The organism is Thioclava kandeliae, from assembly GCF_040297545.1.
In the GTDB taxonomy this organism is placed as follows: Bacteria; Pseudomonadota; Alphaproteobacteria; order Rhodobacterales; family Rhodobacteraceae; genus Thioclava; species Thioclava kandeliae.
On sequence record NZ_JAYWLC010000007.1, the window covers coordinates 1 to 13,601 of the forward strand.

The window sequence follows — 13,601 nt, forward strand, 5'->3', positions numbered from 1 at the left end:
CCCAAACACCGCAACCCCTTTTTCAACGAAAATCATAAATTCATACAAAAATTCAAATAACATACTGATATGTATATAGTTATTTTCCAGACTAATACTGCCCATATTTTAACCACCGCTCCAGAAAGAGGAGTTCAAGGCGTATTTTTCCCTCATAAGGCGGCAGAATCGCATTCATTCACACCTTTTGCACCCTCCGGCATAAGGCCGGATATGGAAAAAGCCTGCCACTATCTGGCAGGCTTTTCGAATTCTCCCGTTCTGGCGGCAAGTCAGAAGAGACGCCCCTTTGCCCGGAATATCGGCGGCACAAGCAGCACGATATAGATACAGCCACAGATAACCGTCAGTAGCCAGAAACGGGTAAAAATCATCCCCATCATCACGACCATCGCCATAAAGAGGAAGATGGTGAGCCCTTTCGGGATACGGATAGCCTTGGGCGAGATCGTCTTGATCCGCGAGATCATCAGAAGCCCCACGATCCCGACCCAGATCGCGACCGCCACCGGCATCTGGCGCGCATCGGCGATCCCCGAAAGTGTCAGGAAAACCGGCATGAGGCAGAGCCCCGCACCAGCCGGAGCGGGAACTCCGGTGAAATGGCGCATCGATTCCGGCTCGGAGCGCATCACGTTGAAGCGCGCGAGGCGCAGGCACCCTGCCCCCGCGAAGGCCAGCACAAAGACCCAACCGAGAGAATTGGTCTCGCCTAGCGCAAACTGATAGACCAGCAGCGCCGGCGCGACCCCGAAGCAGAGAAAATCGGACAGGCTGTCCAGCTCGGCCCCGAATTCGGAGGTTGCCCGTAAACGGCGGGCCAGCAGCCCGTCCATGCCATCGATCACCGCCGCCAGCACGATCAGGACTACCGCCGTCTCGAATTTGCCCGTCATTGTGAACCGGATCGAGGTCAGCCCAAGGCACATGCCCGAGATTGTGACCAAATTGGGGATCAACTGCAGGAATGGTAGCCTGTCTTCGCGCTCGGCCATCTTGCCCTCCTTAACGCTGGCCGCCCAGTCGCGGCTCTTCTGTCGATGTGAGATCAGCTAGCACGGTTTCCCCCGCAATCATCGTCTGACCGATCACAACCTGCGGCGAGACGCCTTCGGGGAGATAGATATCGAGGCGCGAGCCGAAGCGGATCAGACCGAAACGCTCGCCGGTCAGCAGGCTCTGCCCCTCCTTGGCCTCGCACAGGATGCGGCGCGCCACGAGACCCGCGATCTGCACCACACCATAGGACCGTCCGTCCTGCATCTGCACGGCCAGACCGTTGCGCTCGTTCTCGGAGCTTGCCTTGTCGAGCGACGCATTCAGGAACTTGCCCGGATGATAGGCGACGCGGGTGATCTTGCCCTCATAGGGAAGACGGTTCACATGGCAGTTGAACACGCTCATGAAAACCGAGATGCGGGTCAGCGGCTGATCCCCCAGCCCCAGCTCGACCGGCGGCACTGCGGGCTCCAGCAGAGAGACGATCCCGTCGGCGGGCGAAACCATCAGGCCGTCACGCAGCGGCGTGACCCGCTCGGGGTCGCGGAAGAAATAGTAGCACCACACGGTGAGGCCGACACCGATCCAGCCCAGAGGCTCGCAGATCAGGAACAAGACCACCGTCACAGCGGCGAAGATCGCGACGAACTTGCGCCCCTCGCGGTGCATCGGCTTAATGAAGGTAGAAAGCATTGAGACGGACATAATGGCCCTTTCTGGTGTTTTTCCGACAGCTAGGAAAATCCGGGCGGATATGCAAACCGTATCATGCCTTTGTCGCCGCGCCCAGAGCTCTGCCCGTTGCTCTGCCCACCGCTTCAGCCGGGCGCGGGAGCGGCGCTCGTGGCCGGATATCAGGCGAGCGCGGGCCGGTCTTCCTCGGTCACGTAGCGTTCGGCGGCCTTGGCACGGCGCCGCGCCTGCACCACCAGCCCCTCGATCGGCATGCCGCGATCAAGACGCAGCCAGTCCTTTTCGATCACCGCATCAAATCCCGCAAGTTCCAACAGCTCTGCCAGATGCGCCTCGGAATGGGCATAGCGGCGCGATGGGCGCAGCAGATAGGCTTCGGCGCCATCATGGCACTCGACGGTAAACGCCAGCCGCCCATCCTCGCGAATCGCCCCCGAACACCAACCGATGATCTGCTCGAGCGCGCCAAGATAGGCAAAGACATCGGCTGCCGTGACCAGATCCCACGCATCCCGCACCGGCGCGAGTGTCCCCAGATCGCGCTTTTCAAGCACCTGATAGCACCCTTTGGCCTCGGCCTCGCGCAGCATCTCTGACGAGATATCCCAGCCTTCCAGCCACTGGACACGATCCGCAAGCGCCAGCCCCATAAGCCCCGTGCCGCAGCCCAGATCGAGCCCACGGCTGTAAGTGCCCGCAAGACCTGCCGCGATCAGCTCCGGCGCGCGGTATTCAAGCTTCTCGACAAGCGATTCCTCGAAACCCGCCGCATATTGGTCGAACAGTGCCTCGACAAAAGCGACCGGCATCGCGTTAGAGAGCGAGCGTGGCATCAGCAGGTCGAGCTTCAGACTGGCGCCAAGCGTATCCGCCGGATCGAGTTCCAGAACCTGCTCGAATGCCTGCTGCGCCTGTGGCAGCCCCGCATCGGCACGGATCTCGCCCAACCGGAACCATCCCGCCACCCAGCCGGGCGCTCGCTCAAGCGCCTGCTCGTAAAGCTCGGCTGCCGCTTGAGGATCATCGGGAAGATAGGATTCGGCATAATCGGCACGGCGATCTGCCAAGAGATCGCCTGACGTCATCGCAAAGGGAATCATGTCGGTAAAACGCCTTGAGACGGAGCCAATTCTCCGTCAGCGCGCTTTATTCGACCCGTAGGACAAGTCAAGAAAATATGCGCCACCAGAGAGACGCGCTTACTTGCGCCGCACGAGATAGGTGAGCACCTCGCCCCTCTCCTCTGCGCGGATCATCTCATGGCCCGTTTGCGCGCAGAAATGTGGAACATCCACCCATGAGGCGCCATCGGTTGCTTCCAGAAGCGCCACGGCCCCCGAGGGTAGCCCCTCGAGAACCTTACGCAACCGTAGCACCGGCAGCGGGCACAAAAGCCCCTTGGCATCGATCCATGTCGTATCATCATCCATGCCGCGAAGATGGGGATGTAGGCGAGGGTTGTCTACCGCTCTTTTATCCGCGTGAACATCTTCGTGACCGTCGCCGATAAGAGAAGTGACCGACACAGAAATCTAATGTATGCGGTCTTGCATGTTAGATGCACAGCTTGTCCTTGATGCCGCCTTCCTCCCTGCCCTGCTTGTTGCGGTGCTGGCAGGAGTTTTGTCCTTCCTCAGCCCCTGCGTGCTGCCGATCGTCCCACCTTATCTGGCCTTCATGGGCGGAGTATCGGTCTCGGATATGCAGGGCGGCCAATCGAGCGCGCGCGGCAAGGTGCTGCTGGCGGCGGTGTTCTTTGTTCTGGGATTGTCGACGGTATTCCTGCTCATGGGTATTTCGGCCTCTGCGGTCGGTCGCGCGCTTGGTCCCTACCAGGAATGGCTCACGAAAGGCGCAGCCATCATCGTGATGGTCTTTGGCGCGCATTTTATCGGCGTATTCCGCATCGGGTTCATGGATCGCGAGGCACGTTTCAACACCGGCGATACGGGTGGCTCGGCACTGGGGGCCTATGTGCTGGGGCTTGCCTTTGCGTTCGGGTGGACCCCCTGCCTCGGCCCGATCCTCGGGGCGATCCTCAGCGTGGCAGCCTCCGGCAGCGATGTAACACGCGGGGCCGGGTTGCTGGCTGCCTATGCGGTGGGTCTGGGCATTCCCTTCCTGCTGGTCGCCGCCTTCTTTCCCAAGCTTCAGGGAGTGATGCGCTGGATGAAACGGCATATGGGCCGGATCGAGAAGATCTCGGGGCTTCTTCTATGGACCGTCGGTCTGATGATGCTGACCGGCCAGTTCACCGATTTCAGCTTCTGGCTGCTCGACACCTTCCCCTTCCTCGCGGTGATCGGCTGACCTCCCCCGATCATATGGATTCTACGGCCTGCCCCCGAATAACCCGTCAAATATTGGGGTATTTTAATACCAAAATTGTAAGACTTTGTTTTATCTGGCTTTTATAGCAATCAATGGGCTTGCTTTTAATCTGAAGATCGTGGAAAAGCCCCCAATCTGAATTCACAACCCGTCAAGGGACGATCTTATGAACACCTATACCGCAAAACCGGCGGAGATCGAAAAGAAGTGGATCCTGATCGACGCTGAAGGCGTCGTTCTGGGCCGCCTCGCGTCGATCGTCGCAATGCGTCTGCGTGGCAAGCACAAAGCCACCTTCACGCCGCACATGGACATGGGCGACAATGTCATCATCATCAACGCCGACAAGGTGCAGATGACTGGCAAGAAGCGCGAAGACAAGACCTACTACTGGCACACCAACCACCCGGGCGGGATCAAGTCGCGCACCGCGCGCCAGATCCTCGAGGGCAACCACCCCGAGCGCGTCGTGATCAAAGCCGTCGAGCGTATGATCTCGCGTAACCGTCTGGGCCGCGCCCAGATGTCGAACCTGCGCGTCTATGCCGGTGCCGCGCACCCGCATGAAGCACAGTCGCCCGAAGTTCTCGACGTCAAGTCGCTGAACAAAAAGAACACCCGGAGCTGATCATGGCTGAAGAACTCAAATCCCTCGACGATCTGAAGTCGGCCGTATCGGGCGTTGAAACTGCTGGCGAAACCACTGTTTCGATCCACCGCGAGCCCGTCCGTGATGCGCAAGGCCGCTCCTACGCGACCGGTAAGCGTAAAGACGCAGTTGCACGCGTGTGGGTCAAGCCGGGCACCGGCAAGGTCACCGTGAACGGCAAAGAGATGAAGGAATACTTCGCTCGCCCCGTTCTGCAGCTGATCGTGAACCAGCCCTTCGGCATCGCAGGCGTGGAAGGCGAATTCGACGTCTACGCGACTGTTGTTGGCGGCGGTCTGTCGGGTCAAGCAGGTGCCGTGAAGCACGGTATCTCGAAAGCCCTTCAGGTATACGAACCCGCTCTGCGCCCGGCGCTGAAAGCCGCAGGCTTCCTGACCCGCGACTCGCGCGTTGTTGAACGTAAGAAGTTCGGTAAGCGCAAAGCACGCCGTTCGTTCCAGTTCTCGAAGCGCTAATCTTCGCGACAATACTTTCCGGAAAGGGCCTGCCGCCGCGCAGGCCCTTTTCTTATGTCCGAACCCACACGGTCATATTTCTCACAAAGAGCGTAATTTTAGGCCGCCTGACCTTCTGATAAACCTTTGTTAACCATTCGTTGACGAAAAACAGATTGTGTTTTCCACAAGGCAACGTCTATTGTCGTAGTTATGTTGGTGTATCGTCACGCGATGTGACCCACACCCACGGATTTCGCTGACTTCCGGTCGGAAGGTCTGCGCGGCATTCGCGCGGCCCCGTCCAGGATCAACCGATTGGCCGCAAGGCCGTAGCCACGCCGGGCAACCCGCTCATGGGAAGAACGGCAACAGTTTGGGGGCAGATCTTAGGGTCCTACCCCGCTTTTAGGATGAAACGCGATGACGCGAGTGGATAGACCAAGGAAGATGTCGGGCAGGCCAAACGCCGCCGCCTTCCCTCTGGCACCTCGCGCTCACGCCCCAAAAACAGACCACAGACCCCGCCCGCCCGGCTTATGCCGCGTGCGGGTGCCTCTGTGGGAAAGCAGGATAAATGGCAAAGAAGATGCTGATCGATGCCACGCACGCGGAAGAAACCCGCGTGGTGGTTGTGGACGGGAATAAAGTCGAGGAATTCGATTTCGAGACGATAAACAAGCGCCAGCTCGCGGGAAATATCTACCTCGCGAAAGTGACGCGGGTCGAGCCCTCGCTTCAGGCAGCGTTCGTTGATTACGGCGGAAACCGCCACGGATTCCTCGCATTCGCCGAGATCCACCCCGATTACTACCAGATTCCCTCCGCTGACCGCGAGGCGCTCCTGGCCGAAGAACAGGCCATGGCGCAATCCGATGACGAGGAAGAGGACAAACCACAGCGTTCGCGCCGCCGTCGCCGCTCTTCCCGCAAGGATGACAGCCCCGCAGCTCAGGCCGAAGCCGCTGCCGCAGATGAAACTCTGCGTTCGGAAGACATTCCGGGCATGGGTGTTGCCGATCCGACCGACGAGGACGACCAGCACGAGGATCAGGGCTCGCTCGACGATCTCTCGGATGATCAGGATGACGATAACGCCTCCGAGAGCGATGACGATATCGAGTCGGTTGCCGAAGAAGATGTAACCGAAGAGATCCGCCGTCCGCGCAAACCCCGCGCACGCCGCTTCAAGATTCAGGAAGTCATCAAGGTCCGCCAGATCATGCTGGTCCAGGTCGTCAAGGAAGAGCGCGGAAACAAAGGCGCGGCCCTGACCACCTATCTCTCGCTTGCAGGCCGTTACTGCGTTCTGATGCCCAACACCGCGCGTGGTGGCGGCATCTCGCGCAAGATCACTAATGCACCCGACCGCAAGAAACTCAAGGAAATCGCCTCGGAACTGTCAGTTCCGCAGGGCGCGGGCCTCATCATCCGCACGGCCGGCGCTCAGCGCACCAAGACCGAGATCCGCCGCGATTACGAATACCTTATCCGCATGTGGCAGCAGATCCGCGAACTGACGATGAAATCGGTCGCCCCTGCCCCCATCTATGAGGAAGGCGATCTGATCAAACGCTCGATCCGCGATCTCTACTCCAAGGATATCGACGAGGTTCTGGTCGAGGGCGAGCGCGGCTACCGTGCGGCCAAAGACTTCATGCGGATGATCATGCCCTCGCATGCGAAGAACGTGAAGCACTATGCCGAGGCGCTGCCGCTTTTCGCGCGCTATCAGGTCGAGGGCTATCTGGCCTCGATGTTCAACCCCGTAGTGCAGCTGAAATCCGGCGGTTATCTGGTGATCGGCGTGACCGAGGCCCTCGTGGCCATCGACGTCAACTCTGGCCGCGCCACCAAAGAAGGCTCGATCGAGGAGACTGCGCTCAAGACCAATCTCGAGGCTGCGGAAGAGGTCGCCCGTCAGGTGCGCCTGCGCGACCTTGCCGGTCTGATCGTCATCGACTTCATCGATATGGACGAGCGCAAGAACAACACCGCCGTTGAAAAGCGGATGAAAGACAAGCTCAAGACCGACCGCGCCCGCATCCAGGTGGGCCGTATCTCGGGCTTTGGCCTGATGGAAATGTCGCGCCAGCGTCTGCGCCCGGGGATGATCGAATCCACGACGCAGCCCTGCTCGCATTGCCACGGCACGGGCCTCATCCGCTCGGATGACAGTATGGCGCTGCAGGTCCTGCGCGCAATCGAGGAAGAAGCTACCCGCAAACGCGCCCGCGAGGTGCTGGTGCGTGTGCCGGTCGCCGTGGCCAACTTCCTGATCAACCAGAAGCGAGAGCATATCGCGCTGATCGAGAGCCGCTATGGTCTGTCTGTGCGTATCGAGGCGGATCCGGCGCTTGTCTCGCCCGATTACACGCTCGAGAAGTTCAAGACGGCCACGCGTGTGGTGGCGGAAGTGACCTCGAATGTGGTCCATGCCAGTGCCGAATTCATGACCGAGCTCGAGGAGTTCGACGCCGCCATCGACGCGGAAACGGCGGATGCGGAAGACGAGGACGCACCGGAGACCCTGACAGACACTCCGAGCGATACGACCAGCGAAGAAGGCCCGAAGAAAAAGAAACGCCGCCGTCGTCGCCGTCGGAAGTCCAACGGTGAGCAGAACGGTATCGAGGGTGAGTCGGATGACGAGAGCGCCGAGGATGCGGACGACCTCTCCGAAGAGAGCGCGGAGGACGAGACGGTAGACACCGAAGAGGCCTCCAAACCGAAACGTTCGCGTTCCCGCTCGCGCCGCCGCTCGAAATCGGATGCGGACACCGATGCCGAAGCGGATGCCGAGCCTCAAAAGGCGGAAGAGGCAGCGGAGCAACCGGCTGAAGAGACTGCACCGGAAGATGCACCCAAGCCGAAGCGCACCCGCTCGCGGAGCCGGAGCCGCTCGCGCAAAGACGAGACCGAGGCCGCATCAGAAGCATCGACGAATACGGTGGAGAACGCGCCTGTTCAGGCAGAAGAGGCGCCCGTCGCAGAGGCCGCGCCCGCGCCCGCCGAGCAACCTGCCGCCGAGCCCGTTGCCGAGGCTTCAGCGGATGAGGGGCTGGCCGAGATCGCCGCGCCTGCCGCGCCGGTCGCACAAGCCGAGACCACGCCGGAGCCTGCACCCGAACCGGCAATGGCGGAAGATCAGCCCGACGCGCCCACCGCTCCCAAACGTCGCGGCTGGTGGAACGCAGGAAATTAACTTACGGAGGCCGGGCTCAGTCCCGGCCTCTTTCCTATCCGGTGCGTGCATCATTCGGGTCCCCCGCCTGCAACCACCCGATATTAAAAAAGGCGGGGTAGCCCCCGCCTTTTTGCCAGTCGAAAAGTCCTTGCCCGAACAGGGTCAGAGGTAGTCCTGACGGGCCAACCCGTATTTGGCCATCTTCTCGTTCAGCGTCCGGCGCGGTAGGCACAGCTCGTCCATCACGCTGGCAATCGAGCCCTTATGGCGGCGCATCGTATTATCGATGAGCATCTTCTCGAAATTCTCGACATATTCCTTGAGCGGCTTGCCCTCGGTGGTGATGGCCGGAATCGAGCTGTCATTGTCATCGGTCATCAGAAGCGAGGCGATCGAGCCCGACCCCCTACGAGACTGCAGCACGGCACGCTCGGCCACATTGATCAGCTGGCGCACATTGCCCGGCCACGGCGCCTGCAGAAGCTGGGCAGCTTCCTGTGCCGTCAGCTCGGGCGTGTCGCAGCCATATTCATCGGCGAACTGCTCGGCCAGACGCGCGAAGATGGTCAGCACATCCTCGCCACGGTTGCGCAGCGGCGGCAACGTGATCTTCAGCGCGGCCAGACGGAAATAGAGATCGGGACGCAGCACATCCTCAAGCGTCATCCCCTCGCCATGCTGGTTACAGATCGCCACGATCCGTGTCTCGGCAGGCACCCCCTGATCGGAGATGAAGGTCAGAAGGCGCGCTTGCAGTGATTGTGACAGCGCCTCGATATCCTCGAGGCAGAGCGTGCCACCACGGGCCTTCTCCACCAGCGGCAGGCCGCTTTCGACGGGGCCGAATAGCATCGACGCAAGATCTTCCTCGGAATAGGCCGCGCAGGAGACCGTCACCATCGCCTTGCCCGCGCGCGAGCCCGTGGCATGGAGCGCATGCGCCACCAGCGTCTTGCCGGTGCCCGTCTCGCCATCGATCAGCACATGGCCATCGGCTTGGCTCAGATCCAGAATATCCTCGCGCAGACGCTCCATCGGCTCGGACGTGCCGATCAGCTTGCCGATCATCTGCTCGCCATTGGCCAGATCCTTGCGGATCGCACGGTTCTCGAGCGTCTGGCGGCGTGCTTGGGTCGCGCGCTTGGCCAGTTCGTTCATCCGGTCCGGATCGAAGGGTTTCTCGAGGAAGTCCATCGCGCCCAAGCGCATCGCCTCCACGGCCATCGGCACATCGCCGTGGCCGGTGATCATGATCACCGGCAGACCGCTATCCACGCCCATCAGACGCTTGAGGAATTCCATGCCGTCCATTCCCGGCATCCGGATATCGGAGATCACCACACCGGGCCAATCTGCCCCGATTTCCTTCAGCGCGGCCTCGGCGCAGTCATAGCTGACCGTGTCAAAGCCGGACAGCGCGAGCCATTGGCTGACGGATTGGCGCATGTCTTCTTCATCATCGACAATCGCAATCTTCATCATTCGTGACATATCGTTCTCCGTGGCGCGTTCAGGTCAAGCACGCTCTTCATCTGTTATTGTTTCATCCGAAAGCAAAGGCAGGCGCAATTCGAATACGGCGCCCCCCGCTTCGGCATTCCGGGCCGTTAGACGGCCGCCAAGGTCGCTGGCGATCGAAGACGAAATCGCCAGCCCCAATCCGGTTCCCTCTCCGGGCTTCTTCGTCGTCCAGAAAGGCTCGAAGAGTTTCTCGAGATCCGCGATCCCCGGCCCGTTATCACGCACCGTGAGAACCGCCTGCGCCCCGTCGGAGAGCAGGATCTCGATCTGCGGTTCGGGAGTTGACTTCGTGGCATCCAATGCGTTGCGCAGGAGGTTGATGATCACCTGCTCCAGCCGGATCCGGTCGGCGGTGACCATGACTGCATTGCGCGGTAACGTGCGCGTAATCTGCACCGTGCGCGATTTCAGCTGCGGCTCCATCATCGAAAGCGCCGACGAGACCGCGTCGCGCAGATCCACCGGCTCGAAGGCCGTCCCGCCCTTGCGGGCATAGGATTTCAGCTGGCGGGTGATCGCGCCCATCCGGTCGATCAGATCGTCGATCCGCTGGAAGCTGGTCATCGCCTCCTCGCCACGCTTGCGCTGCAGCAGGAGCCGCGCGCCCGCCAGATAGGTCTTCATCGCGGCCAGCGGCTGGTTCAACTCGTGACTGACCGAGGCCGACATCTCGCCCAGAGCCGCCAGTTTGGAGCTCTGTGCCAGTGTCTGCTCGGCCACGGCGAGTTCCTTCTGCGCCTTCTCGCGTTCGGCGATCTCGCGTGTCAGGCGAGCATTGAGCGCGCGCAGTTCCTTCGATTCCTGTCGTAGCGCCAGAGACTGCATCCGTGCCCTGCGCGAGAGCCAGTAGAAAGCCAGAGCGAGGAAAATGGCAAAGCCCATGATCTCGAGCGCCAGCACAGCATTCACCCGTTCGCGGACCGAATCATAAGAGGTGAAGGCGATCATCTTCCAGCCGCGGAACGGGATGCGGGTATCGGTCTGCATCACCCCCGCACCGCCCAGATAGGCATCTGGCGGTTCATTGGCAAAATCGGCGGTGGCCTGCAGCGCGCGCTGGATGGCGGTGGGCGCATCCCGCGCCTCCAGCGCCTCGGCCATCGTCAATCCGCGCCAACGGGGTTCGGTCGTCAGGATAATTTTGTTATCGTTATTGGTTACGGCCACCGCATCCGAAATCCCGGCCCAGGCCCGCTCGAATTTCGCGAGATCAGCCTCGACCACGATCACGCCCAAGGGGGTGCCATTGGCAGTAAGGAGCCGCGAATAGTTGAACTCGGTGCCGGTGCTCTCCATGGAATCGGTGGTGAAGACCGTATCGCGCGAGCGTTGCGCCTCCACGAAGAAGGGCGCCGAGGCATAGCTCGTGCCGATCAGGTTGCGGTTGGTGGCCGCAACCACCCGCCCCGACAGATCCAGAAGCCGCACCGAGGCCGCCGAGACATCATCGCGGGCCGAGATCAGCGCCGCCGAGGTCTCCGAGAAATCACCGCTCGAGAGCGAGCGCGTCAGCGCCGGATCGCGGGCCAGCAAAAGCGGCACGATCGACATCCGCTGCAATTCCGAGATCAGGTTCCCCGTATAGAGCGCCAGACGCAGCTCGGTGCGCACGCGGGTTGTCTCGGTAAACCGCTGGGTGAGCCACGCATTGGTGAACCACATGGCCCCTGCGGCAAGGCACAGGATGCCCAGCACCGCCAAGCGCACAAGAATACGCCCGCGTCGTGTCCGATCGCGGGGCGCAGGTCTTGTCTCGAGGGTCAAGGTGCTCGCCATGGGCCAAATTTAGGCGATGGCCCAAGGCGCAACAAGTGTCAAAGCTTCACGCGGTGACGAGACCGTCCAGCAGGGAGCGGAAAAGCGCCGCCCCGTCGGTGCCACCATGATTGGCATCCACCGCCCGCTCGGGGTGGGGCATCATGCCCAGCACGCGGCGGTTCTCGGACAGCACACCGGCAATATCATCAACCGAACCATTGGGGTTGGCGCCATAGCGGAAGGCCACACGGTCCTCGCCCTGCAGCGCCTTCAGCCCTTCGGCGTCAATCTGGTAATTGCCGTCATGGTGGGCGATCGGGATCAGGATCTCCTGACCTTTGGAATAGCCCGCCGTAAACGCGCTCTCTTCGGTCGAGACCACCAGCGGCACCGGCTTCGAGATATATTTCAGCCCGCCATTGCGCATCAGAGCGCCCGGCAGGAGGCGCATCTCGGTCAGGACCTGGAAGCCGTTGCAGACGCCGATGACATAACCACCCTTGCCCGCATAATCGACAAGCGCACGCCCGATCGGCGATTGAGCGGCGATCGCGCCACAGCGCAGATAATCGCCATAGGAGAACCCGCCGGGGACGCCCACGACGTCCACCCCTGCCGGCAATTCGGTTTCTTTGTGCCAGACACGAATGACCTCGGCACCGGCTTTCTCGAAACCGACGATCAGATCACGGTCGCAATTCGACCCGGGAAAGGTGATGACGGCTGCCTTCATGGCGGGGCTCCTGTCTTCCAGCTGCGCTAAACATTGCGGAGGAGAGCGCTGCGCTCTCCCCGATCTCGTCTCAGACGATTTCGACCGTGTATTGCTCGATCACGGTATTGGCCAGAAGCTTCTCGCACATGGCCTGCACTTCGGCTTCGGCAGCGGCCTTGTCGGCGGCGTTCAGATCAAGCTCGATCACCTTGCCCTGACGGACGCCTTCGACGCCCGCAAAACCGAGCGCGCCAAGCGCGTGGCGAACAGCTTCACCTTGCGGGTCCAGAACCCCATCCTTGAGCATCACGTGAACGCGGGCTTTCATCGGTGTCATCCTCTGCAAGTCTTGAGGGCAGCGCGCTGCCTTTTGGTCTGTCGGGACCGGGCCTGCCGGTCCCTGTTCAATTTGTGTCGGTCCCGCCCACAAGGACAAGACCGCGGTTTGGTCAATTGATCAGCGTCGGCGCTGCGCCATTGCCCTGCTCAGGCAGCACGCCAAGACGTTTGGCCACTTCGCTATAGGCGTCTGTCAGGCTGCCCAGATCGCGGCGGAACACGTCCTTGTCGAGCTTCTGGCCGGTTTTCACATCCCAAAGGCGGCAGCTGTCGGGGCTGATCTCGTCAGCCACGATAAGGCGCATGAAATCGCCTTCCCAGATGCGGCCGATCTCGATCTTGAAGTCGACCAGCTTGATGCCCACGCCAAAGAAGATCCCCGACAGGAAGTCGTTCACGCGCAGCGCCAGCGCCACGATGTCGTCGAGATCCTGCTGGCTCGCCCAGCCGAAGGCCACGATGTATTCTTCCGGAACCAGCGGATCGCCGAGCGCGTCGTTCTTGTAGCTGTATTCCACGATCGGACGCGGCAGCGGCGTGCCCTCTTCCAGACCCAGACGCTTCGCGATGGAGCCTGCGGCGAAATTGCGCACGATGACTTCAAGCGGCACAACCTCGACCTGACGGATCAGCTGCTCGCGCATGTTCAGACGGCGAATGAAGTGGTTCGGGATACCGACATTGGTCAGACCGTTCATGAAGAACTCCGACAGGCGGTTGTTGAGCACGCCCTTACCGTCGATCACGTCCTTCTTCTGCGCGTTGAATGCCGTGGCATCGTCCTTGAAATACTGCACCAAGGTACCCGGCTCCGGGCCTTCGAACAGGATCTTCGCTTTACCTTCGTAAATCTTCTTGCGCCGGGGTGCCATGTGCTCTCCACTCGGATGATGACCCGGGCACGCCCCATGCGCGCCGATCGGACAGTCGGGCCAATCATGCCCTTTCCCGCCC

General features: G+C 61.0%; 13 protein-coding genes. 4 read left to right on the plus strand and 9 right to left on the minus strand.

Annotation, left to right across the window (positions count from 1 at the left end; all coding sequences use genetic code 11):
- Positions 1–272 precede the first annotated feature (272 nt).
- The 4 genes from pssA to VSX56_RS10160 form a co-directional block, all read right to left on the minus strand.
- Positions 273–995: a CDP-diacylglycerol--serine O-phosphatidyltransferase gene (pssA, locus tag VSX56_RS10145; RefSeq protein WP_339113058.1), complete on the minus strand. Its 723-nt coding sequence runs from the start codon at positions 993–995 to the stop codon at positions 273–275.
- A gap of 10 nt (positions 996–1,005) precedes the next feature.
- Positions 1,006–1,704: a phosphatidylserine decarboxylase gene (locus tag VSX56_RS10150; RefSeq protein ID WP_339113059.1), complete on the minus strand. Its 699-nt coding sequence runs from the start codon at positions 1,702–1,704 to the stop codon at positions 1,006–1,008.
- A 149-nt stretch (positions 1,705–1,853) separates the two neighbouring features.
- Positions 1,854–2,792 (minus strand): class I SAM-dependent DNA methyltransferase, encoded by a 939-nt coding sequence (locus VSX56_RS10155; protein WP_350936840.1) that lies wholly within the window; start codon positions 2,790–2,792, stop codon positions 1,854–1,856.
- 99 nt (positions 2,793–2,891) lie between these two features.
- Positions 2,892–3,122 carry a sulfurtransferase TusA family protein gene (locus tag VSX56_RS10160; protein ID WP_339113061.1) on the minus strand — a complete coding sequence of 77 codons (231 nt, stop codon included), beginning with the start codon at positions 3,120–3,122 and terminating at the stop codon, positions 2,892–2,894.
- Between the two features lie 121 nt (positions 3,123–3,243).
- On the opposite strand from VSX56_RS10160, the gene VSX56_RS10165 reads away from it, so the two are divergent.
- From VSX56_RS10165 to VSX56_RS10180, 4 genes are all read left to right on the plus strand, one after another.
- Complete coding sequence (locus tag VSX56_RS10165; RefSeq protein ID WP_350936842.1) at positions 3,244–4,002, plus strand: cytochrome c biogenesis CcdA family protein; 759 nt, start codon at positions 3,244–3,246, stop codon at positions 4,000–4,002.
- A gap of 187 nt (positions 4,003–4,189) precedes the next feature.
- Entirely contained in the window at positions 4,190–4,651 is a 462-nt protein-coding gene (gene rplM / locus VSX56_RS10170) for a 50S ribosomal protein L13 (protein ID WP_339113063.1), read from the plus strand.
- Positions 4,652–4,653: 2 nt separating this feature from the next.
- Positions 4,654–5,148 carry a 30S ribosomal protein S9 gene (gene rpsI / locus VSX56_RS10175; protein WP_339113064.1) on the plus strand — a complete coding sequence of 165 codons (495 nt, stop codon included), beginning with the start codon at positions 4,654–4,656 and terminating at the stop codon, positions 5,146–5,148.
- 556 nt (positions 5,149–5,704) lie between these two features.
- Positions 5,705–8,332 carry an Rne/Rng family ribonuclease gene (locus tag VSX56_RS10180; protein ID WP_350936846.1) on the plus strand — a complete coding sequence of 876 codons (2,628 nt, stop codon included), beginning with the start codon at positions 5,705–5,707 and terminating at the stop codon, positions 8,330–8,332.
- Positions 8,333–8,476: 144 nt separating this feature from the next.
- Here the strand turns inward: VSX56_RS10180 and VSX56_RS10185 are convergent, their stop codons facing one another.
- The 5 genes from VSX56_RS10185 to purC form a co-directional block, all read right to left on the minus strand.
- Complete coding sequence (locus VSX56_RS10185; RefSeq protein WP_350936848.1) at positions 8,477–9,805, minus strand: sigma-54-dependent transcriptional regulator; 1,329 nt, start codon at positions 9,803–9,805, stop codon at positions 8,477–8,479.
- Between the two features lie 24 nt (positions 9,806–9,829).
- The gene (locus tag VSX56_RS10190; protein ID WP_434096023.1) at positions 9,830–11,611 is read right to left on the minus strand and encodes an ATP-binding protein; all 1,782 of its coding nucleotides are present in this window, start codon (positions 11,609–11,611) and stop codon (positions 9,830–9,832) included.
- A 46-nt stretch (positions 11,612–11,657) separates the two neighbouring features.
- The gene (gene purQ / locus VSX56_RS10195; RefSeq protein WP_350936850.1) at positions 11,658–12,326 is read right to left on the minus strand and encodes a phosphoribosylformylglycinamidine synthase subunit PurQ; all 669 of its coding nucleotides are present in this window, start codon (positions 12,324–12,326) and stop codon (positions 11,658–11,660) included.
- Positions 12,327–12,396: 70 nt separating this feature from the next.
- The gene (gene purS, locus VSX56_RS10200; protein WP_339113069.1) at positions 12,397–12,636 is read right to left on the minus strand and encodes a phosphoribosylformylglycinamidine synthase subunit PurS; all 240 of its coding nucleotides are present in this window, start codon (positions 12,634–12,636) and stop codon (positions 12,397–12,399) included.
- A gap of 121 nt (positions 12,637–12,757) precedes the next feature.
- Positions 12,758–13,519, minus strand: a complete 762-nt coding sequence (purC, locus tag VSX56_RS10205) for a phosphoribosylaminoimidazolesuccinocarboxamide synthase (protein ID WP_339113070.1) — start codon at positions 13,517–13,519, stop codon at positions 12,758–12,760.
- Positions 13,520–13,601: the final 82 nt, after the last annotated feature.